At 69.2% G+C, this 21,110-nt stretch carries 21 protein-coding genes; 9 read left to right on the top strand and 12 right to left on the bottom strand.

Features of this window, described 5'->3' with window-relative positions; all coding sequences use genetic code 11:
- Nucleotides 1–6: 6 nt before the first annotated feature.
- A complete protein-coding gene (locus ACI7YT_RS05340) occupies nt 7–675 on the bottom strand; it encodes an O-methyltransferase (protein WP_406249428.1) in 669 nt (222 codons plus the stop codon).
- Nucleotides 676–724: 49 nt separating this feature from the next.
- Nucleotides 725–1,315: a cysteine hydrolase family protein gene (locus ACI7YT_RS05335; protein WP_406249427.1), complete on the bottom strand. Its 591-nt coding sequence runs from the start codon at nt 1,313–1,315 to the stop codon at nt 725–727.
- 121 nt (nt 1,316–1,436) lie between these two features.
- On the opposite strand from ACI7YT_RS05335, the gene ACI7YT_RS05330 reads away from it, so the two are divergent.
- Nucleotides 1,437–2,417, top strand: a complete 981-nt coding sequence (locus ACI7YT_RS05330; protein WP_406249426.1) for a GlxA family transcriptional regulator — start codon at nt 1,437–1,439, stop codon at nt 2,415–2,417.
- 11 nt (nt 2,418–2,428) lie between these two features.
- Here ACI7YT_RS05330 and ACI7YT_RS05325 read toward each other — a convergent pair whose 3' ends face one another.
- Genes ACI7YT_RS05325 through ACI7YT_RS05315 form a run of 3 tightly spaced genes read right to left on the bottom strand, consistent with a single transcriptional unit; the run spans nt 2,429 to nt 4,796 of the window.
- The gene (locus ACI7YT_RS05325; RefSeq protein WP_406249425.1) at nt 2,429–3,394 is read right to left on the bottom strand and encodes a CPBP family intramembrane glutamic endopeptidase; all 966 of its coding nucleotides are present in this window, start codon (nt 3,392–3,394) and stop codon (nt 2,429–2,431) included.
- On the bottom strand, nt 3,391–4,449 hold the full coding sequence (locus ACI7YT_RS05320) for a DUF1648 domain-containing protein (protein ID WP_406249424.1): 1,059 nt from the start codon (nt 4,447–4,449) through the stop codon (nt 3,391–3,393). Before ACI7YT_RS05320 ends, ACI7YT_RS05325 begins: the two co-directional genes overlap by 4 nt.
- Nucleotides 4,446–4,796, bottom strand: coding sequence for a GntR family transcriptional regulator (locus ACI7YT_RS05315; protein WP_406249423.1), 351 nt, complete (start codon nt 4,794–4,796; stop codon nt 4,446–4,448). Before ACI7YT_RS05315 ends, ACI7YT_RS05320 begins: the two co-directional genes overlap by 4 nt.
- Before the next feature lie 99 nt (nt 4,797–4,895).
- Here ACI7YT_RS05315 and ACI7YT_RS05310 point away from each other — a divergent pair, with 99 nt between their 5' ends.
- The 3 genes from ACI7YT_RS05310 to ACI7YT_RS05300 all read left to right on the top strand — a co-directional run bounded on the left by ACI7YT_RS05310 (nt 4,896) and on the right by ACI7YT_RS05300 (nt 8,080).
- Nucleotides 4,896–5,375, top strand: coding sequence for a PaaI family thioesterase (locus tag ACI7YT_RS05310; protein ID WP_406249422.1), 480 nt, complete (start codon nt 4,896–4,898; stop codon nt 5,373–5,375).
- An 80-nt stretch (nt 5,376–5,455) separates the two neighbouring features.
- Nucleotides 5,456–6,625: an APC family permease gene (locus ACI7YT_RS05305; protein WP_406250499.1), complete on the top strand. Its 1,170-nt coding sequence runs from the start codon at nt 5,456–5,458 to the stop codon at nt 6,623–6,625.
- 288 nt (nt 6,626–6,913) lie between these two features.
- The gene (locus tag ACI7YT_RS05300) at nt 6,914–8,080 is read left to right on the top strand and encodes an HNH endonuclease signature motif containing protein (protein ID WP_406249421.1); all 1,167 of its coding nucleotides are present in this window, start codon (nt 6,914–6,916) and stop codon (nt 8,078–8,080) included.
- Nucleotides 8,081–8,285: 205 nt separating this feature from the next.
- Here ACI7YT_RS05300 and ACI7YT_RS05295 read toward each other — a convergent pair whose 3' ends face one another.
- Nucleotides 8,286–9,080: a helix-turn-helix domain-containing protein gene (locus ACI7YT_RS05295; RefSeq protein WP_406249420.1), complete on the bottom strand. Its 795-nt coding sequence runs from the start codon at nt 9,078–9,080 to the stop codon at nt 8,286–8,288.
- Between the two features lie 83 nt (nt 9,081–9,163).
- Between ACI7YT_RS05295 and ACI7YT_RS05290 the strand changes: the two genes are divergently transcribed.
- Nucleotides 9,164–9,673, top strand: coding sequence for a VOC family protein (locus tag ACI7YT_RS05290; protein WP_406249419.1), 510 nt, complete (start codon nt 9,164–9,166; stop codon nt 9,671–9,673).
- Here ACI7YT_RS05290 and ACI7YT_RS05285 read toward each other — a convergent pair.
- The 3 genes from ACI7YT_RS05285 to ACI7YT_RS05275 all read right to left on the bottom strand — a co-directional run bounded on the left by ACI7YT_RS05285 (nt 9,648) and on the right by ACI7YT_RS05275 (nt 12,247).
- The gene (locus tag ACI7YT_RS05285; RefSeq protein WP_406249418.1) at nt 9,648–10,427 is read right to left on the bottom strand and encodes an SGNH/GDSL hydrolase family protein; all 780 of its coding nucleotides are present in this window, start codon (nt 10,425–10,427) and stop codon (nt 9,648–9,650) included. The two genes, ACI7YT_RS05290 and ACI7YT_RS05285, sit on opposite strands and share 26 nt — an antisense overlap.
- A gap of 50 nt (nt 10,428–10,477) precedes the next feature.
- Nucleotides 10,478–11,737 (bottom strand): histidine--tRNA ligase, encoded by a 1,260-nt coding sequence (locus tag ACI7YT_RS05280; RefSeq protein ID WP_406250497.1) that lies wholly within the window; start codon nt 11,735–11,737, stop codon nt 10,478–10,480.
- 66 nt (nt 11,738–11,803) lie between these two features.
- Nucleotides 11,804–12,247, bottom strand: a complete 444-nt coding sequence (locus ACI7YT_RS05275) for a MarR family winged helix-turn-helix transcriptional regulator (protein WP_406249417.1) — start codon at nt 12,245–12,247, stop codon at nt 11,804–11,806.
- A 58-nt stretch (nt 12,248–12,305) separates the two neighbouring features.
- On the opposite strand from ACI7YT_RS05275, the gene ACI7YT_RS05270 reads away from it, so the two are divergent.
- Nucleotides 12,306–13,529 (top strand): multidrug effflux MFS transporter, encoded by a 1,224-nt coding sequence (locus tag ACI7YT_RS05270; RefSeq protein WP_406249416.1) that lies wholly within the window; start codon nt 12,306–12,308, stop codon nt 13,527–13,529.
- A 62-nt stretch (nt 13,530–13,591) separates the two neighbouring features.
- Here ACI7YT_RS05270 and ACI7YT_RS05265 read toward each other — a convergent pair whose 3' ends face one another.
- On the bottom strand, nt 13,592–13,945 hold the full coding sequence (locus ACI7YT_RS05265; protein WP_406249415.1) for a nuclear transport factor 2 family protein: 354 nt from the start codon (nt 13,943–13,945) through the stop codon (nt 13,592–13,594).
- 115 nt (nt 13,946–14,060) lie between these two features.
- On the opposite strand from ACI7YT_RS05265, the gene ACI7YT_RS05260 reads away from it, so the two are divergent.
- Nucleotides 14,061–14,861: a helix-turn-helix domain-containing protein gene (locus ACI7YT_RS05260; protein ID WP_406249414.1), complete on the top strand. Its 801-nt coding sequence runs from the start codon at nt 14,061–14,063 to the stop codon at nt 14,859–14,861.
- Between the two features lie 31 nt (nt 14,862–14,892).
- On the opposite strand, the gene ACI7YT_RS05255 is transcribed toward ACI7YT_RS05260, so the two are convergent.
- Entirely contained in the window at nt 14,893–15,606 is a 714-nt protein-coding gene (locus ACI7YT_RS05255) for a MazG family protein (RefSeq protein WP_406249413.1), read from the bottom strand.
- A 10-nt stretch (nt 15,607–15,616) separates the two neighbouring features.
- Entirely contained in the window at nt 15,617–16,810 is a 1,194-nt protein-coding gene (gene nhaA / locus ACI7YT_RS05250; RefSeq protein WP_406249412.1) for a Na+/H+ antiporter NhaA, read from the bottom strand.
- Nucleotides 16,811–16,895: 85 nt separating this feature from the next.
- On the opposite strand from nhaA, the gene ACI7YT_RS05245 reads away from it, so the two are divergent.
- Nucleotides 16,896–19,571, top strand: a complete 2,676-nt coding sequence (locus ACI7YT_RS05245) for a phosphoenolpyruvate carboxylase (protein WP_406249411.1) — start codon at nt 16,896–16,898, stop codon at nt 19,569–19,571.
- Nucleotides 19,572–19,691: 120 nt separating this feature from the next.
- Nucleotides 19,692–21,053, top strand: a complete 1,362-nt coding sequence (gdhA, locus tag ACI7YT_RS05240) for an NADP-specific glutamate dehydrogenase (RefSeq protein WP_406249410.1) — start codon at nt 19,692–19,694, stop codon at nt 21,051–21,053.
- The last annotated feature ends 57 nt before the right edge of the window (nt 21,054–21,110 follow it).

Raw genomic sequence — 21,110 nt, 5'->3', positions numbered from 1 at the left:
GCCGTTTCAGACCACGACGGCGATGGCCACGCCGTCCCAGCCCTTGAGGCCTACCGTCTGCAGAGCGGTCGCGTCGAACCGGGCATCCTCCCCCAGCATCCGAAGCCCTTCCCGCGTGCCGATGACGCGCGGATCCGTCGTGCCCTCGTTCGCGATCTCGCCCTCGCGGCCGATGTTGTCCAGCACGATGACGGTGCCCTTCCGGCCGAGCCGGGCGGCCCAGTCGAGGTAGATCGTGTTGGACTCCTTGTCGGCGTCGATGAAGACGAGGTCGAAGGGTGCGGTGCCGTCCAGGCTCGGCAGGACTTCGGCACCCCGACCGATGCGGATCTCGACGCGATCGCCGACGCCGGCGGCATCCAGATTCCGTCGGGCCACCGCTGCGTTGGCGGCCTCCGCTTCGACGGTGACCACGGCGCCGTCCGGCCCCACAGCCCGCGCGAGCCAGATCGTCGAGTACCCGCCGAGGGTGCCGATCTCGAGCACGCGGCGGGCACCGCTGATGCGGACGAGCAGGTTCAGCAGCTTCCCGCTGACCGGCGCGACCTCGATCTCGGGGAGACCGGCGGCCCGCTGCGCCGCCAGGGTCGCGTCGAGCGTCGGATCGTGCCCGACGAGGATGTCGGCGAGGTAGGCGTCAGCGGCGCGCCAGTTCTGCGGGTTCGATTCAGCCATGCCCTCAGCCAACTCGGCGGCGCCTCGGACGTCAAGGCGTCCGGCTCGATCAGGTCAGATCCGCCGCCGTCGGAACGACGACGCCATAGATGTCGCCGATCGTCGCGAGTGCGCTGTGGTGCAGTTGCTCCGCCGAGACACTCGCGACCGCGGTCTGCAGCGGGCGGGTCGCGCAGGCCTCGGCGACGACGGTCGGCGCATTGCCGCGCAGGAACGCGCCCTCAGAGGTGAAGGTGACGCACATGTGCGTCATGAAGCCGATGACGATCACGTTCGTGTTGCCTGCGGCGTCGACGCGCTCGCCGAGATCGGTGCCGACGAACGAGTTCGGAGCGGTCTTGACCACGACCTGCTCGCCGTCGATCGGGGCGACCTTCGGGTGGATCTCGCCGATCTCCTCGCGGATGTCGTATGCCGAGCCCTCTCCGCCGTCGTGCGCGATGTGGATGACCGTCGCACCCGCAGCTCGTGCCCGCTCGAGAAGGTCCGCAGCGGCATCCAGTGCGGGCTCCCAGCCCTCGAGCTCCATGACGCCGCGCGTGTAGGTGTTCTGGTAGTCGACCAGCAGCAGGGTCGAATCGGCGAGCGAGGCGGGCGTCTGGTCGAGGCCGCTGAGTTCGCGCAGGGTGGTCGTCGGCATGAGGTTCCTTCCGGGTGCGCTGCCACGGTTCCGGCAGCATGATTCACGCTACGGATCCGGTGATAATGTCGTCAATGACGCCTTACCTGCAGAAACCGACATCCGAGATCGGGGACCGTCCATGGTCGAACGCCTCATCGTCGTCGCGCTCTTCGACCGCGTCGACCTGCTCGATGTGACCGGACCGCCCGAGGTCTTCTCACTCGTGCAGCGCGAGATGGACGAGTCGAGCGGATACCGGGTCGTTCTCGCCGCACCGAGCCTGGAGCCGGTCACGACCTCTGCCGGGGTGCGAGTGCTGCCCGACGTCACCTTCGCCTCCGTCGCGGATCGCCGCATCGACACGCTCATCGTTCCGGGCGCGGTGACGATCGGGCCGGGCCGCGAGGTGCGCGCAGAGGCTGATCCGGTCGTCGTCGACTGGGTCCGTCGACTCGCGCCGAGCACCCGCCGAGTCGCGTCCGTGTGCGTCGGCGCGCACGTGCTGGCGGATGCGGGCCTGCTCGCGGGCAAGCGCGCCACCACGCACTGGACGACGTCCGCCCAACTGGCGAAGGAGCATCCCGATGTCGTCGTCGATGCGGATCCGATCTTCATCCGTGACGGCGACGTCTGGACCGGCGCGGGCCTGACCGCCTGCCTGGACCTGTCGCTGGCGCTCGTCGCAGACGACTTCGGGCAGGAGCTCGCTCTGCGTGTGGCCCGCCAGCTGGTGATGTACCTCAAGCGCCCGAGTGGACAGAGCCAGTTCAGCGTGCCGCTGCAGCATGTGTCGAGCAGCCGACGCGTCGATGAGCTGAGGCACTACATCACGACGCACCTGTCCGATCCGCTCACGGTCGCGCACCTCGCCGAACGCCTGCACCTCAGCGACCGGCAGCTGACCCGCATCTTCACGGCGGAACTGGGCGCCACGCCTGCCGCGTACATCGAATCCGCTCGGGTCGAAGCCGCCCGCAATCAGCTCGAAGCCGGCGACGACACCCTCGAGCGCGTCGCGCGGGCCAACGGCTTCGGCACGGTCGACACGCTCCACCGGGCCTTCCGTCGTCGGCTGAACACCACACCGGCGGAATACCGGAACAGATTCCGCACTCGGTGATGAAGGCCGGACTACCCCTCGCGCCGCGGTGAGAGCAGTCGTCCCGGTCCGCCGTCCAGCTCGGGCTGATTCCGGAATTGCCCTGTGAGGACCAGCACGACGATCACGAGGGCGCATGCGATCCATCCGGCGACCCCGAGAGGACCTGCCAGCGCCATGTCGAAGGTCGTCCCGGCGGCGTACGCCAACCCGACCATGGCACCGGCGGCGTTCATCGCGCCGTGTGCGAAGACAGCCGGCCACACGGATGCCGACCTCAGTCGCAGCCAGCCGAGGAGGACTCCCCACGCCACGCACCCGCCGACCATGAACAGCACGCCGGTGACGTCGGTGCGGCCGAAGTTGTAGCCGAGCAGGATCACCGGCGCGTGCCACAGCCCCCAGATCGCCCCGCTGATGAGCAGAGCGGGCCACGTGCCGTACTGGCGCAGCGCCGGTACCAGGAAGCCGCGCCACCCGAGTTCCTCGCCGAACGCCATCACGGCGTTGATCGTCGCCGCCGCGAACGGGATCGCGATCAGCTGGGACGCGATCACCAATCCGGCCGGCGGCACGGGGATCCCGTCGGGGAGGGATGCCTCGAGCGTCTCGTTGAATCCGGAGAACCCGATCAGATCCAGTTCTACCCAGCCGAACCCCGAGGCGACGGCGATCGAGAGGACGATCACGACGAGCGGCCCGAACAAGCCGAGCACGCTCAACCAGATCACCCGCTTCGCCGGACGCAGCGGCCACATCCCGAGAAAGCGCAGTCGCTCCCCCTTCGGCACCGGCCGGAGCACCAGGATCACGAGCACCGCGGCGAGTGCCGGGGTGAACATCATCACGGAGATGAGCACGCCCGCGAGCGGATGGTTCAGGCCGTCGCCCAGCCAGAGCGGAAGGGCGACCAGCCAGGCGAGCCCGCAGGCCAGCACGACGAACGCGATCGTGGCGGTCAGTGGGATCCGGTTCCGCGGGCTGTCCTGGGTGATCACGATGCGCCTCCTGTTGTCCGATCGGATGCCTCGGCATCCACGTATGCCTGCAGCAGTGCGGCCGCTTGCTGCGCACCGTCGATCGTGACCACGAACACGCGTCCGCTGTTGCGGGTCACCTGCAGGGCCTCTCCGGCCCTCAGCACCACGCCGCGCCTTCCATCCGTGCCGATGCGCCAGCCCCAGCCGCCGAAGTCCGCCATCGGATCGATTCGGACGACCTCGACCTTCGCGATGTCTCCGACGGGGATCCGCGTGTCCGGCCAGCCGAGAAACGACCGCACCCGCAGCCCGCGAGCCGTCACGCGTACGCGGAACGCGATACCGCATCCGATCGCGATGAGCACGACCACCGAGGTCACGATGAGGATCCATGCCCCTGTCCACCCGTCGTACGGCGCGCGAGCGACGGCGAAGACAGTCACCGCGAGATACACCGCGAACAGGCTGAGGATGACGATCCACCCGACCCGATGCATCGCGACCGATCCGAACCAGGCAGCACGCTCCGTCGTCGCCAGTGCGAGCCCACCCGCCTGCTCACCGGGCTCCACCGCGTCCGCCGGCGTCTCGGGCTGCAGGAACCAGCCGACGACACCGAACACGACGAGGAGCACGAGGCCGATACCGGTCCAGCCGATGATGGTCGGCGCATCCGCGGCATCCGAGAGCCCGCGCTGGATCGCTGCGCCGGAGACGGCGACGAAGGCGATCAGCACCGCGACCCCGAGGTTGATCGCGCCCAGGCCTCGTGCCGCTGCCGACCAGGGACGGACCGCCGGTCGGGTGCTGCTCTGCGGCAGGCGATGCGCGAACAGCGCGAGCGCTGCGTCGAAGAGGATCACGGCCGCTCCGATGCCGAGAGTCAGCGGAAGATATGTCCACTGGGGCGCATAGCCGTTGACGCCGTCGCCACCCCAGTGGATCGCGATGGGATCGGGCAGCTCCGGCATCCAGGCGAGGATCACCACGGCGGCCAGTGCGAGGATCGCCAGAGGGGCGATCACTCCCACCCAGAGGAAAGCGATGCGGGAACGTCGTGCGCCGTCGTTCACAGGATGGTCTCCTTCACGAGGGAGGCGAGCGTGGTCTGAGAGATACCGAGTTCGGCGGCACGAGCGGCGAGCGCGTGGACTTCTTTGGCGAGTTCGACCAGCGGAGCAGCGGATGCCGCGACGACCGCCCCTCGACCACGACGCAGATCCACGAGACCTTCGTCGCGCAGCTGCTGGTACGCGTGCAGCACGGTGTGGAGGTTGATGTCCAGCGCCTCCGCCACGTCCCGCGCCGACGGCAGCCGATCACCTGGCGCCAGAGCGCCGGTCAGGATGTCGGCGCGGACCGAGGAGGCCACCTGCTCGAAGAGCGGTCGCGAGCTGTTCGCGTCTATTCGGATCAGCACGTTCCTCCAGTTTCTATTAATTCTACTCAAACTAGAATACTTGTAGCAAGGGTCCAGTCGCTTTGTGGGCGGTCCGACTCGTCGGCCACACTGATCGGCATGAAGGTCACTCCTCGCCGCCTCGCGATCGGCATGAGCCTGTGGGCACCGAACCTGTTCAGCGGCATCCGCATCCGCCGCTTCAGCGAGGACTGGACGCACGCCACGGTCGAACTGCACGTGAACCTCATCACCCGCAACTACGTCAAGACGGCGTTCGGCGGCTCGATGTCGGCGATGACGGATCCGTACTTCTTCATGCTGGTGATGCACCAGCTCGGCCGCGACTACGTCGTGTGGGACACCCGCGGCGAGATCGAGTTCCTCAAGCCTGGTCGCGGGGTCCTCACCGCCGAGTTCCATGTCTCGAAGGAGAAAGCGGCGGAACTGCGCGAACGGGCGCACGGCGGCACGAAGGTGCTCGAATGGTTCGAGACCGTCATCACCGACCGCGACGGCGACATCGTCGCCAGAGTGCGCCGCGAGGTGTACATCCGCGAGAAGAAGCGCGTCACGACAGCGCGCGGCACCGATCGTTAACCGCGTGGTGGCACGATGACACTGTGCCCCTTGCTCGCCGCCTGACCCTCACCGACGCGACCACGATCGGTCTCGGCTCGATGATCGGCGCCGGCGTGTTCGCCGTATGGGCTCCGGCTCTCGGCGCAGCAGGCTCCGGCACCCTCATCGCACTCGCGGTCGCCGCGATCGTCGCGTACTGCAACGCGACGAGTTCGGCTCAGCTCGCCGCAGTGCATCCGGTCGCGGGCGGAACCTACGCCTACGCCAGGGCCGAGATCGGCCCCTGGTCGGGATTCGTCGCCGGCTGGTGCTTCGTGATCGGCAAGATCGCCAGCTGCGCCGCGATGGCGATGACATTCGCCTCGTACGCGGCGCCGGCCGGATGGGAGCGGACCGTCGCCGTCGTCGCGGTCGCGGCGCTGGCCACTGTGAACTGCTTCGGAGTGACCCGCACCGCCCTCGCCACCCGCGTGCTCGTGGTGGTATCGCTGATCGGTCTCGCCGTCGTCGTGGCCTCCGGCGTCAGCGGCGCTCCGCACTCCCCCGCGCCGCTTGCAGATGCCACGGCCTACGGCGTGCTCCAAGGCGCCGGGCTGCTGTTCTTCGCGTTCGCGGGCTACGCCCGTATCGCCACGATGGGCGAAGAGGTCGTCGATCCGGCCCGGACGATTCCGCGCGCGATCGTGCTCGCTCTCGGTGGCGCTGTCGTCGTGTACGTCGCCATCGGCCTGACCGTCCTCCTCGTCCTCGGAGGGGATGCCGCGGACAGCGCCGCTCCCCTCGCCGACGTCGTGGCGGCGGCCGGGTGGGGCTGGGCCGAGCCGGTGGTGCGCGTGGCTGCCGCGGCGGCGTCTCTCGGCGCTCTGCTCGCCCTGCTCACCGGCATCGGACGCACCGGCCTCGCTATGGCACGCGAAGCCGACCTGCCCCGTTGGCTGGCCGTGGTGAACGAGCGCTGGCAGGTGCCGCAGCGTGCGGAGATCGTCGTCGCGCTCATCGTCATCGGGATCGTTCTGCTCGCGGACCTGCGCGGTGCGATCGGGTTCTCCTCCTTCGGAGTGCTGCTGTACTACCTCATCGCGAATGCCTCGGCGTTCCGGCAGTCGGCGGATGTGCGCCGCTATCCGCGCGCCCTGCAGGTGGTCGGAGCGCTCGGATGCCTCGTGCTCGTCAGCACGCTGCCCGCGGTCGCGTCGCTGGTCGGCACCATCGTCGTGCTCGTCGGAGTCGGATACCGGATGCTGCGGCTGCGCCTTCTCGCTCGTTGAGCACCCTCCCATTCACTGAGCGACGAGCGCCCCTTCTCGTTCGTTGAGTGACGAGCGCAGCGAGGAGTCGAAACGCGTCCATCACTGTGGTTCGTTGGTGGGGATTCGGGTGGTTCGACTCTTGCCGATTTCGAACATAGGTACTAAACTGGGGTGATGGATGCAGCGGCGCAAGTACCCTCTCCTCTCCCGGTTCTCGGGCCGTCGGAGGAGATCGGTCTGCTGCTCGCGGATGCTGAGTGCTCGCAGGTGGATGCGAATCGGCAGGCGGCGTTGCAGGCGACCCGGATGCTGCGGGTGATCCGGCATGCCCGCCGGCATCCGGAACTGTATGTGGACGGGATCGAGGATGCCCGTGCGGTCGAGTACGCCGAGCGGGCCGCTGTGATGGATCTCGCGTTGCGGATGGCGATGTCGGAGGAGCATGTGCGGGGGCAGGTGTTCCTCGCCGAACGCGCCCAGGCGCACCTGCCGGGGTTGTGGGAGCGGGCGGTGACCGGGTTCGCGGCGCTGTATCTGCTGGGCCGGGCCGTGCACGCCCTCGGCCTGGTCGCCGCTCCCGGCGATGCGACACCGGAAGAACGGGCCGCCGAACGAGCCGCGTTCGCCGAGATCGATTCCGCGTGCGCGCAATGGTCCGAGACATGTTCGCCGGGCTCGTTCAACCGGCGGCTCAAGCGTCTCACCGGCCGGCTGCGTCCCCTCTCGCCCGAAGCGTGCCATGCCCGGGCGATGCGGGACCGGACCGTGTGGGTCGAAGACATCGACGGGGGCATGTCCTGGTACCACGCGCTGGTGCCCTCCCACGAGGCGCGGGCCGCGTTCCGGCGCGCGACGTCCACCGCGAAGCACCTGTCCAAAGACCGTCGTGAGGGTCGCACCCGTGATCAGATCCGTGCGGACCTGTCCAGCGCCTGGCTGCGCGGGGTCGGCACCGATACGGCGGTGAAGACGAAAGTGTTCGTCACGATCCCGGTCCAACTGCTCACCGCCGCCCGTGACGGGAAGAAGATCGACCCCGCCGTCCAGAACGTGCTCGCCGCCGAGCAAGCCGAAGTCGTCGGCGGTGACAGCATCGACCCGGTCACCGCGGCGCAGATCTTCACCGACACCACCGCGTTCCACCGCGTCATCACCGACCCCGTCGAAGGGGTGATCCTGGACATGGACCGCCGCACCTACCGGCCCACCAAAGCGCAACGCGCTTGGCTCATCCTGAAACACGGCACCTGCTCCTGCGACGGCTGCGAACGCCTCGCCGCCGACGCCGACATCGACCACCGCCGCCCCTGGGCCGCCGGCGGCAGAACCAACACCGACTCCCTCGCACCCCTCTGCCCCCACCACCACACCCACCGCCACCGCACCCGAACCCGCTACCGATCCCGACCTAACGACACCATCCAACTCACCACCCCCACCGGACACACCACCCCAGAACCACCACCCTTCTGAGGCACGCAATTCGTCCGTCGAGCACGACCGGTCGCCACCTTCTCGCCGTGGAGCGCGAGCACCAACTGCCTTTCTCCTCATCGCTCGTCGAGCGCGAGCGAAGCGCGCAACCGACGGCTGCTCAGCGTCGGCTGCGTTTCGACTCGCGGATGCCTACGCTGAGCAAGCGGAGCGAGTCGAAGTGCCCCTCGACGAACGAGCGGGCTCACCCGGTGAAAGGGTCAGCAGACGCCGAGCGATACGACGTCGGCGTGAATCCCAGCACCGCGCGGAAGTCGTTCGTCAAGTGCGAATGATCCGAGTATCCGAGCTCAACAGCAAGCGTCGAGAGATCCGTCCGAGGATGTTCGCGCACGCGTTGAGCGGCCTCCTGCAAGCGGCGCCGTCGAATCATCGCGGCGGGCGACATGCCGACGTACCGGAGCGCCAGTCGCTGCATCGTGCGCACGGAAACGGACAGTCGGGTCGCAGCATCCTCGTCGCGGATGATCGTCGCATCCGTCATCAGCAGAGCGGCCATGGCGTTCGCATCGCGCGCCGCCGCCGTCGGCGCGCCGACTCGAGCGACGAGCCAGTCGGCGAACACCGCGCAAGCGCGCGCTCGCGCGGTTTCACCGCCCTCGCCCATCGCGTGCACGACGTCACGATGAAGCTCAGGGGCATCGAACGCACAAGATGCGTCCCGCAAGGCGCTCGGCTCGTCGGTCAGCGCCGCGACGGACGCAGGCTTCAGCAACGCGCCCACCGCCCACCCGCGGCCCGTCAGATCCCGATAGGACGCGGCCGTGGAAGCGCCCACGAGCTCGACTCCATCGGGCTCGACGACCAGGTTCAGGGCAGGGTACGGGACGACGTGCTGCCGAGACGACCGCCCGGGCTCGATGTCCCACTCCGGGATCCAGAACCACTCGACCAGTTCCGCGGCCTCGTCCGGTGGCGCGATCCGGTGGAACTCCGGCATCCGCGCCGGATAGAGCACTCCACGGCGCGCATCGATCACCCTCGACACGATAGGGCTCGGCGCCGACATCGTGTCGCGAATCTCCAAGCGCGCCAGGCTCCGGCGCCCGTAGCGTCCAAGCCATGAACACCACAGGACTCACCGGAGCACACACAACGAACGGCCGCCCGAACAATGCGACCTCCCTCACACCGTTCCTCGCAATCCCCCGGGCCGGCGAGGCGATCGCGTTCTACCGCGACATCTTCGGCGCCACCATCATCGATGTCACCGAGATGGGCGGAGTCGTCGTCCACGCGGACCTCGATTTCGGCCTCGGCCTCCTGCAGATCGGCGAGCCGACCCCCGACTACCACCTGGTCGCCCCGCCGTCCGGCGAAGACGACTGCTATTCGCTCGGTCTCTACGTCGCCGACGTCGACGCCGTCGTGGCAGCGGCAACCGCCGCGGGAGCCGTCGTCCGCGAGGCGCCCAGCGACTTCGTGTCGGGCGACCGGTTCGCATCGATCCGCGACCCGTTCGGCGTGCGCTGGTCGATCATGTCACGCGTCGAGGACCTCACCCCCGCTGAGAGCGCGCAGCGCGTCGAGGAATGGGCCGCGAGCTTCAGCGCCGAGACCGCAGCGCCGTGACGACCGCCGGAAGCAGCGCCTCGGCTGTCCGACGGTAGCCGGCCGCAGACGGGTGGAACCGATCGAGGCTGAACATCTCGTCCGGCTCGGCATGGAACGTCGGGCCGACGAGGTGTCTCAGGTCGACCGGCACCGCTCCCGTCCGCCACGCGACCCTGGTCTGCTCCAGCGCGAGGCGACGCGACATCCGCGACAGCAGAGCACGCAGCGGCTGCGGCACCGGGCGCAGGGTCCCCAGGTCGGGACAGGTGCCCACGACGACGGGCGTCCCGGCATCCTGCAGCCGCAGGATGGCCCGCTCGAGCTGAGCGGATGCCGAGGACGGCGGGATCAGATGCGTCACGTCGTTGCCGCCGACGACGATCACCGCGACGTCGGCCCGGTATCCCTCCGGAATACTGTCGAGCTGGTGCTCCAGAGCGGAGGACTCCGAGCCGACCACCGCTGCCGTGTGCAGTCGAACCGGCTGCTGCAGCTCTCGCGCCAGCGCCTTCGCGATGCGTCCGCCGAGGGTCTGCTTGCGGTGCTGCGCACCGAGACCCGCCGCCAGCGAATCGCCGAGCAGCAGAAGGTCGATCGTCGTTCCCTGCAGGGATCTCCGCCACACGCGATCCGCATCGATCGACTGCTCGCCCAGGGGCTTCCCGATCCGCCGCCGCGCGATCGCGGCCTGGCGGGAGAGAAGGATCCGGATGCCGAGGACGGCGAGAGCGCATGCCGCGAGCACGGCGCCCAGTGTCCTCACGCGTGCCACGCGAGAAGTGAACACCCCTGAGGTGAACCCGGAGTGAATCCCGGGTGCGATCAGCTGAGCGGTTTGACCTCGAGCGTGCCCACGCCGGATCCGGCGGACACGGTCGCGAACGCCGTGTAGCCATCCGCGGCCGACCGCTCCAGCAGGCCCTTGAGGTTCTTGGTGCGGCGCTCGACCCGCACGCGCGATCCGTCGGCGATGAGCGACGCCTTGTGAGCGACGAGCTCGGCGACCGGGACGTCGACGTCATGCACGAGGACGATCGCCACGGCATCCGCATCGTCCTGGACCTGCACGAGGTCGACCAGACGCTCGAAGCCGAGCGAGAACCCGACCGCCGGGACCTGCTGGCCGAGGAACCGCCCGATCATGCCGTCGTAGCGTCCGCCACCACCCAACGAGTACGGCACCGAAGGGTGGGCGAGCTCGAAGATCGTCCCGGTGTAGTAGCCCATGCCGCGCACGAGGAACGGATCGAAAACGAGCGGGATGTCCCCCGCGCCGCTGCGGCCGGCGGCGACGGCCTCGCCGATTCCGACGAGGTGCGCGACGAGGTCATCGGGTGCTCCGTCCGGCAGCGCGCGACGGATGTGCGCCTCGCCGTAGGGGACGAACTCCCTCGTCTGGGGACGGCGCAGGAACGCATCGAAAGCATCGACCGCGGATGCCGTGGCCGCACGCTCCCGCAGTTCGGCGACGATCCCGTCCGGACCGATCTTGTCGAGCTTGTCGATCGTGATGAGCACGCCTGGGCGCTCATCGGCGGTGAATCCGAAGGAGTCCAGCATCCAGTCCAGGGCGCGCCGATCGTTGATCCGGATGCTCGCATCCGTCAGACCGAGGGCGGCCACGGCATCCAACGAGGCGACCAGCAGTTCGGCCTCGGCACGCGACGAATCGTCGCCCATGATGTCGATGTCGCACTGCACGAACTGGCGGTAGCGGCCCTTCTGCGGACGCTCCGCCCTCCACACCGAACCGATCTGGATCGAGCGGAAAACGGCAGGCAGCTGCGCCCGGTTCGAAGCGTAGAAGCGCGCCAGCGGGACCGTCAGGTCGTAACGCAGTCCGAGGTCCGACAAAGCGGCCGGGTCATCGGCCGCGGAACGGATGCCGTCGGCATCCAGCCCTCGGCGCAGGATGTTGTACGAGAGCTTCTCGTTGTCGCCGCCGATGCCCGCGTGCAGGCGGTCGTACTCCTCGACGACGGGCGTCTCGATCTCATCGAAGCCGTGCGCGCGATAGCGGTCGCGGATGACGGAGAGCACGCGCTCGCGGCGAGCCTTGTCGGAGGGGAGGATGTCGCGCATTCCGCGCGGCGGGTTCACGGTAGCCACCCGTCGATTCTTCCAGGTCTGGGAGGCGACGCGCGCCCGTCAGTCCTCGAGCCGCCGCTGCGCGATGAGCGCGGCCGTCATCTCGTTGAGCAGCCGTGCCACGGCATCCAGATCGGCATCGCGGGGGGCGACCTCCGCGAGGACGCCGGCCCAGCCGTCCCGCAGGCGCTGGAGGTTCTCGGCGGCCAATGCCGTCGAACGCACCACGACGGCGCGCCCGTCGCCGCCGTCGTGCTCACGCGTGACGAGTCCCTTGGTCTCCAGGCCGCGCAGCGCCGTCGACAGATTCGAACGCTGCAGCCCCAGCATCTCGGCGAGCTCGCTGGGCGCGATCCCGCCGGCGCGGTCGATCACGCGCAGCGCCAGACGCTCGTTCAGGGTCAGCGGGATCACGTCGTCGTAGCGATGCCGGAACTCGATCTCGCGGCTCAGGGCGAGCACGCCGTCGGCCAGATCCGCCAGAACCGCCTGCCTCGCCACCATGCCTCCATCGTAGATCCGGATTCGACATCTGATTCTAGTTATATTACTATAACTATCTGTGACGACTTTCCGCGAACCCACGACCGATTCCCTTCCCACCACGCGCCCGGGGCTGACCGCCGGGCTGCTCTGCATCCTCGCCCTGCTCTCGGCCGTCGCGCCGTTCGCGACAGACCTGTACCTGCCTGCCTTCCCGGCGATCGCCGCCGACCTCGGCACCGACGCGACCGGCGTGCAACTGACCCTCACGGCGTTCCTCGTCGGCATCGCCGTCGGCCAGCTCGTGTTCGGCCCGCTCTCGGACCGGTACGGACGCCGTCCGCTGCTGCTCATCGGCGCGATCGTGTTCGTCGTCGCCAGCGCGGCGACCGTGTTCGCGCCGACGCTCGAGGTGCTCATCGCCGCTCGAGTGCTGCAGGGTCTCTCGGGTGCCGCCGGAATGGTCCTCGGACGCGCGGTCATCTCGGACCTCGCCACAGGCCCCGCCGCCGCACGCGCCATGAGCCTGATGATGATCGTCGGAGGCGTCGCGCCGGTCGTCGCACCTCTGGTCGGCGGAGCCATCGCCGGGCCGCTCGGGTGGCGCGGGGTGCTGGCCGTCGTCCTCGGCATCGCGATCCTCATGCTCATCGCCGTGGCCGCCGGCATCCGCGAGACCCTCCCCGGCGAGCGCCGCGCCGAACTCGCCGTCCTGAAGCGTGCGACGGGGTCGCCGCTGCGCGCCCTCCTGTCCCGCGCCTACATCGGCTACACGCTGACCTTCGCGTTCTCGTTCACCGTGATGATGGCGTACATCTCGGCCTCGCCGTTCCTGTACCAGAGCATGATGGGGCTGACCGAGCTGCAGTACGGACTGCTGTTCGGCGCCAACGCCCTGGCCCTCATGGCCACGAGCGCGGTCTCGGCGAAGCTCGTCGAGCGCGTCGCGCCGCGTCGTCTGATCGCGATCGGGCTCGTCGCGCTCGGCGTCGGCGTGGTCGCGTTCCTGACGCTGGTCCTGGCCGGTGCGCCCGTCTGGATGCTGGCCGTCGCCGTGTTCGTCGTCGTCGCGTCGCTCGGATTCGTGTTCGGCAATGCGACCGCCCTCGCCCTCGGCGCCGTCCCCGGCGCCGCCGGCAGCGCATCCGCGGTGCTGGGAGCGCTGCAGTTCGGGCTCGCCGCCGCCGTATCGCCGCTGGTGAGCATCGGCGGCGAGGAGGACGCGACGCCTCTCGCGATCGTGATGGCGGTGGCCGCCGTCATCTCGGTCGCCGCGTTCCTGACGACACGACGCGGCCGCTGACCGAGCGATGCCCGGTGACGCCGAGCTGTTCATGCTCAGCGCCACCGGTCACCGGACGATGATCACGCGGCCGGCACCTGATCCAGGAAGCCGAGAACCGTCTGGATGCGCCCGTTCTCGTCGGTCACGAGAACGTCGAACCCGATGATCAACGGGGCCTCGCCCGCGGGGCCGAGGCCCCATTGGAATCGCGTCTGCGCATGGTGGCTGTCGGCGGACCCGACCGGCGAGAAGGCGAAACCGGGGAACTGGGCGTGCACCGCATCGATCATCGCGGCGATGGCGTCGCGCCCGACGGCCGACGCCATCGGATCGGTGTACGCGGCATCCGGCGCCCAGTGCTGCGCGAGCAGCTCCCGCGCTTCTGCGGAGGTCGCGTTCCAGGTGTCGATGTACGCGCTGACGAGGTCGTTCATGGTGTCCTCCTTGGACGTCTGGGTTGTCGTGCTGCCCATGCTCCGGCCAGGAGGTAATGCCGTCGATTACCCGGGAGGTAATGCACGGGGTGCGCTGCGCCGTTAGGCTCCCGCCATGACGATCGCGACCACTTCCCCCGCCACGGTCGGACAGCTCCTGCGCACGTGGCGCGAGCGCCGGAGGATGACGCAGCTGCAGCTCGCCGTCGACGCTGCGATCTCCACGAGGCACCTGAGCTTCGTCGAGACGGGCAGATCGCGGCCGACGCCCGAGATGATCGACCGGCTCGCCGACTCCCTCGAGGTCCCCCTCAGGGAGCGGAACGCTCTGTTCGTCTCCGCCGGATATGCGCCGAAGTACGCTCAGCGGGATCTGAAGGCACCGGAGCTGCGAGCGGTCGCCGATGCCTTCAGAACCTTGCTCGATGCGCACATGCCGCATCCGGCGCTCGTGCTCGATCGATGGTGGGACGTCGTCGACCGGAACGCCGCGACGGACCTCCTGCTCGAGGGATGCGCCCCCGAGCTCCTCGAGCCGCCGGTCAATGCGATCCGCGTCTCGCTGCATCCCGACGGGCTGGCTCCGCGCATCCGGAATCTGAGCCAATGGCGCGCGTTCCTCCTCACGCAGGTGCGGCATCGGTTCGAGCGCACAGCCGATCCCCGACTGCAGGCGCTGCTGAGCGAAGTCTCGACCTACCCCGGCGAGCAGCGGGCGCTCACGGCGACCGGTGATGCGGTCGTGCCGCTGCGACTGCGCATCGGGAACGAGGAACTGTCCTTCTTCAGCATCGCCGCCTCCGTCGTGTCAGCGGTCGATGTGACCATCGACGATCTGCATCTCGAGGCGTTCTATCCGGCGGATGCCGCGACGGCCGCGGTGCTTCGGGAGAGCGCATCGAGGGCGACGCCATGACCCCCGAGCACGGCATGGGATCCCGCGTGCCTCAGGCGGATTCCGCGGCGCGGACCTCGTCCTCCAGCGCCCGGATGCGTTCGCGGAGCGCTCGCTCGGCATCCCATCCGTTGGCGCGGGCATGCGCGACGAGATCGAGCAGTGCGTCGCCGAGTTCGGCTTCGGATGCCGGGGGTTCGCGATCTTCAGCCGGAACGCGTTTCGACTCGCTCCGCTCGCTCAACGAACGAGAGGTGGGGGGCTCGCTCGACGGACGAGAGGGGGCGAAACGAACCGGTGCCGGAACGACCGAGGCCGCGCGGCCCAGCACCTTCTGAGCCCTGGCCAACGAGGGCATCCCGCTCGGCACGCCGTCGAGCACGCTCGTGCGCTCGCGCTTCTCCGCCGCCTTCGCCGCGTTCCAGTGCACGAGCACCGCTTCCGGCGTCGTCGCGACGGCATCGGCGAACACGTGCGGATGACGACGCACCATCTTCTCGGTCAGTGTGCGCGCGACGTCGTCGATGTCGAAGGGGTCCTCCGGGTCCTGCGCGGCGATCGCGGAGTGGAACAGCACCTGCCACAGCAGATCGCCCAACTCCTCGCGCAGCTCCGCGCGATCGCCGACCTCGACCGCATCGATCACCTCGTGCGATTCCTCGATGAGGTAGGGGATCAGATCCCGGTGAGTGATCTGCTGCGACCATACGCATCGTTCGCGCACGGCCCGCATCGTCTCAGCGGCATCGCGCAGCGCATCGCTCATCACAGCTCCTTCACTCGGCATCCGATCCGGCATCCGTTCCCGCGGTCGCGACGGCCTGCCGGCGGTACCAGGCCGCGCGCAGCGAGACCATCACCCCCGAGAACGCCAGCGCGATGAGCGAGCCGACCAGCACGCCCAGGATCGCCTGATCACGGATCGCACGGTCGTCCACGAACGCGAGGTTCGCGAGCAGCAGCGAGACGGTGAACCCGATGCCTCCGAGCGTCCCGGCGGCCAGCAGGTCCATGATCGTCAGCGCCGGCGGACGCCCTCTCGACCCGATCCGCATGGCCAGCCACCCGAACAGCCCGATGCCGATCACCTTTCCGACCGGCAGCGCGAGCGCGATGCCGAAGAACGCCGGCGAGAACTCCGACGGCGACACGGCGGGAATCACCACGAACGCGGCGGTGAACGCGAAGACCGGCAGGATCGCCCCGTTCACCGACGGCTCCAGCGCGTAGCGGATGCGCATCGACGGCGCCTGCGCGACCGCGAGACCCAGCAGCACGCCCGCGATCGTCGCGTGCACACCGGAGGCTGCCACGAGCCCCCACACGAGGATGCCGACGACGGTCATGAGCACGCCGATGACGATGTCGTTGCGCTCGCCGAGCTGTCTGCTCAGGATGCCGAACGCGACCACTCCGACCAGGGCCAGCAGCAACAGGAGCCAGTTCAGGTCGTGTGCGAAGAGGACCGCGATGAAGATGATGCCGATGATGTCGTCGAGGATCGCGAGTGCCAGCAGGAAGACGCGCACGGCCGACGGGAGCCCTCGTCCGAACACGGCGAGCACCCCGAGCGCGAACGCGATGTCGGTCGCCGTCGGGATCGGCCAGCCGGACGCCGTCTCCGGTGCTCCGGCGATCGTGAGGTAGATGATGATCGGGACGATCACGCCGCCGCCCGCCGCGATCGCGGGTTGCAGCGCCTTGCGCAGCGAGTTCAGCTCTCCGCCGGTGAGCTCGTACTGCAGCTCCATCGCGACGACGAAGAAGAAGATCGCGAGCAGTCCGTCCGAGATCCAGTGCTCGACGGACAGGTCCAGTGCCGTACCGGGAACCGGGATGTGCACACCCAGCACGGCGGCGATCGCATCATGCGCGCCGGTGTTGGCGAGCACCAGGCCGAGCCCCGCTGCCGCAAGCAGCAGGATCGCGGGGAATTGCGCGGAGCGCAGGGGGTTGCGGGAATCAGCCATCGACTCCATGCTATGACTCCGGCCCCGTCGTTCACGCGGCGTCACGCGGTCCGGAGCGCCTCGTGCATCGGGATACGCTCGAAGGATGACCCCCGAGCCCACACCCACAGAGGCCATTCGCGTCATCGGTCGCTTCGAGGCAGGCCGCGGCATCCCCGAGTCCATGCGGGCAGACGTCCGCATGCTCGGCGCCCTGCTCGGCCAGGTGCTGCGCGAATCCGGCACCCCCGGCCTGTTCGAGGACGTCGAGCGCCTGCGCCTTGCGACCATCCAGGCGTACGACGACGAGAGCGCCGAGGCGTTCGAGCGCGCGGCGACCATCGCCGACTCGTTCTCGATCGCCCGTGCCGACGAGGTCGCCCGTGCCTTCACCGCCTACTTCCACCTCGTCAACCTCGCCGAGGAGCACCAGCGCGTGCGGGTCCTCCGCGAGCGCGCCGGCCAGCCCGGCCGCGAGGGAGCCGCGGACACGGTCGCAGCCGCCTATGCGCAACTGCGTCGTGAGGTCGGAGACGCCGAAGCCGAGCGCCGGCTCGCCGGACTCCGCTTCCACCCGGTCTTCACGGCTCACCCGACCGAGGCCCGCCGCCGCGCGGTGTCCACCAGCATCCGCCGGCTGTCCGATCTGCTGACCCAGCATGATTCAGCGAGCGAGGACGGCGCCGAGCAGCGCCGCGCCCGTCGCCGGATGCTGGAGGAGGTCGACACCCTCTGGCGCACCGCCCCGCTGCGTGCGCAGAAGCCGACACCCGTCGACGAGGTCCGCACCGTCATGAGCGTGTTCGACGAGACGCTGTTCACCACCGTGCCGCACGTGTACCGCCGCATCGACGACGCCCTGCGCGGCGAGGAATCCGGCGCCAGCGCGCCCGTCGTCCCGGCATTCGTGCGGGTCGGCTCCTGGGTCGGCGGCGACCGCGACGGCAACCCGTTCGTCACGGCATCCGTCACGCGCGAGGCGGCGCAGATCGCGTCCGACCACGTGCTCCAGGGGCTCGAGCGCGCGCTGACCCGCATCGGCCGCACCCTGACGCTGGATGCCGAGAGCACACCCGTCTCCCCCGCCGCCGCTGCGCTGTGGGACTCCTTCGCCGCGGCCGAACCCGAGGCCGCGGCCGACATCTCGACCCGCTCTCCCGACGAACCGCACCGTCGACTGCTGCTTCTGCTCGCACGCCGCGTCGCCGCGAAGCGCGCCGGTGTCGCCGGCGGCTACCGGCACCCGGATGAGCTGCTCGCCGATCTGCGCATCGTGCAGGACTCGCTCGTCGCGGCCGGCGCGCGCCGGCACGCGTTCGGCGGCGTGCAGCACCTGATCTGGCAGGTCGAGACCTACGGCTTCCACCTCACCGAGCTCGAGGTGCGTCAGCACTCGCAGGTGCACCGACAGGCGCTGGCCGAACTGGATGCCGGTGGCGAACGCAGCGAGAAGACGATCGAGGTGCTCGACGTCTTCCACGCGATCGCCGAGATCCAGCGCGAGTACGGCCCCCGTGCCGCCGGCCGCTACGTCGTCTCGTTCACGCAGTCGGCCGAGGACCTCGCCAACGTTCACCGCCTCGCCCGCTATGCGCTGGGCGACGACGTCCCGGTGCTCGACGTCGTCCCGCTGTTCGAGACGTTCGCCGACCTGCAGGCGGCACCGGGGATCCTCGCCGAGGCCGTCGAGTTCCCCGAGTTCCGCGCGCGCATGGCCGAGACCGGCAACCGCCTCGAGGTCATGCTCGGGTACTCCGACTCCTCGAAGGACGTCGGGCCGGTCGCGGCGAACCTCGCGCTCTACGAGGCGCAGCAGAAGATCGCGCAGTGGGCGCAGGAGTCCGCGATCGAACTGACCCTGTTCCACGGCCGCGGCGGCGCCCTCGGGCGCGGCGGCGGACCGGCGAACTCGGCCATCCTCGCTCAGCCGCCGCACTCCGTCGACGGCCGTTTCAAGCTCACCGAGCAGGGCGAGGTGATCTTCGCCCGCTACGGCGAGCCGGCCATCGCGATGCGGCACATCGATCAGGTCGCCGCCGCCACCCTGCTGGCCTCCTCACCGGGAGTCGAGCAGCGCACCAGCGGCGCGGCCCAACGCTTCGCGCCGATCGCGGCGACGATGGACACCGCTTCCCGCGCCCGCTTCTTCGAACTCGTGCACGCCGACGGCTTCGCGCCCTGGTTCGCCACGGTCACGCCGCTCGAGGAGATCGGACTGCTCGCCCTCGGATCGCGTCCGGCGCGGCGCGGCCTGTCGGTCGAGTCGCTCGAAGACCTGCGCGCCATCCCGTGGGTGTTCGCCTGGACCCAGGCGCGCATCAACCTGGCCGGGTGGTTCGGTCTCGGCACCGCGCTCGAAGCGGTCGGAGACGAAGCCCTCCTGACCGAGGCCTACCGCGAGTGGCCGCTGCTGCACACGATGATCGACAACGTCGCGATGAGCCTCGCCAAGACCGACGAGCGCATCGCCCGTCGCTATCTGGCACTGGGCGACCGCGACGACCTGGCGCAGCTGGTGCTGGACGAGCTCACCCTCACCAGGGAGTGGGTCATCCGCCTGACGGGCGGCGCCGGTCTCCTCGAGAACAAGCCGATCCTGCAGCGTGCGGTGCAGCTGCGCAGCCCCTACGTCGACGCACTGTCGCTGCTCCAGCTGCGCGCGCTGCGGGAGCTGCGTTCGGCGGACGAGTCGGCGACCGGATCGGGAGCGGATGCCGAGCAGCAGCGCCTTCTGCTGCTGTCCGTCTCCGGGGTGGCGGCAGGCCTGCAGAACACCGGGTGACCGGGCGTCGTTCTCACAATGCGCGTCGCGCTAAAGTGAGAACTCGTGTGCCCGACCGGCACCTTCTCACGCGACACGATCGCCTCGCCCGCATCCTCCAGCAAGAAAGCCGTTCCCCGCGTGACCGCTACTGACTTCCATCCCCTTGCCGACTCCGTCCAGCCCGTCTTCGACACCGTCCAGACGCGCAGCCCGTACGAGCCGGAGTTCCAGCAGGCCGTGCACGAGGTGCTGCACTCGATCGGTCCCGTGCTCGAGCAGCATCCCGAGTACGCGGATGCGGGCATCGCGGAGCGCATCGTCGAGCCGGAGCGTCAGATCATGTTCCGCGTCCCGTGGGTCGACGATGCCGGCAGGCTGCAGGTCAACCGCGGCTACCGCATCCAGTTCTCGTCGGTGCTTGGTCCGTACAAGGGCGGTCTGCGCTTCCACCCCTCGGTGAACCTGTCGATCATCAAGTTCCTCGGCTTCGAGCAGATCTTCAAGAACGCGCTCACCGGCCAGGGCATCGGCGGCGCCAAGGGAGGCAGCGACTTCGACCCGCACGGCCGCTCTGATGCCGAGATCATGCGGTTCTGCCAGTCGTTCATGAGCGAGCTGTGGCGCCACCTGGGCGAGCACACCGACGTCCCCGCGGGCGACATCGGCGTCGGCGGCCGCGAGATCGGCTACCTGTTCGGCACGTACCGCAAGGTCACGAACCGTCATGAGTCCGGCATGTTCACCGGCAAGGGCACCGGCTGGGGCGGCGCCGAGGTGCGCACCGAGGCCACCGGCTACGGAGCGGTGTTCTTCGCCGAAGAGATGCTCGCCGTCAAGGGCGACACGTTCGACGGCAAGCGCGTCGGCGTCTCCGGCTCCGGAAACGTCGCGATCTACGCGATTCAGAAGGCCTCCCAGCTGGGTGCGAAGCCGGTCACGGCGTCCGACTCCTCCGGCTACGTCGTCGACGACGCCGGCATCGATCTGGACCTGCTGCGTCAGATCAAGGAGGTCGAGCGCGGCCGCATCGTCGAGTACGCGAAGCGCCGCCCCGGCGCCCGTTTCGTGGAGGGCGGCAGCGTCTGGGAGGTTCCGGTCGACATCGCCGTCCCGTCCGCGACGCAGAACGAACTGAACCTCGCCGACGCACAGGCGCTCATCGGCAACGGTGTGCGTGCGGTGTCCGAGGGAGCCAACATGCCCTGCCTGCCGGATGCCGTCGAGGCGTTCCAGTCCGCGGGCGTCCTGTTCGCTCCCGGCAAGGCCGCCAACGCGGGCGGTGTGGCCACCTCCGCACTCGAGATGAGCCAGAACGCCTCTCGCCAGCGCTGGGCCTTCGCCGACAGCGAGCGCAAGCTCCGCGAGATCATGGGTGACATCCACCGGGCATCGTTCGATGCGGCCGAACGCTACGGCGTGCCCGGTGACTACGTGGCGGGCGCGAACATCGCCGGCTTCGAACGGGTCGCGGCGGCGATGCTCGCACAGGGCGTCATCTGACCCGATCCTTCTGAGAGGCACCCGGCCATGCGGCCGGGTGCCTCTTTTGGTTTCGAA

Source organism: Microbacterium sp. M (assembly GCF_045181065.1).
GTDB lineage: Bacteria > Actinomycetota > Actinomycetes > Actinomycetales > Microbacteriaceae > Microbacterium.
This window is presented reverse-complemented; position numbering and strand designations above follow the sequence as displayed.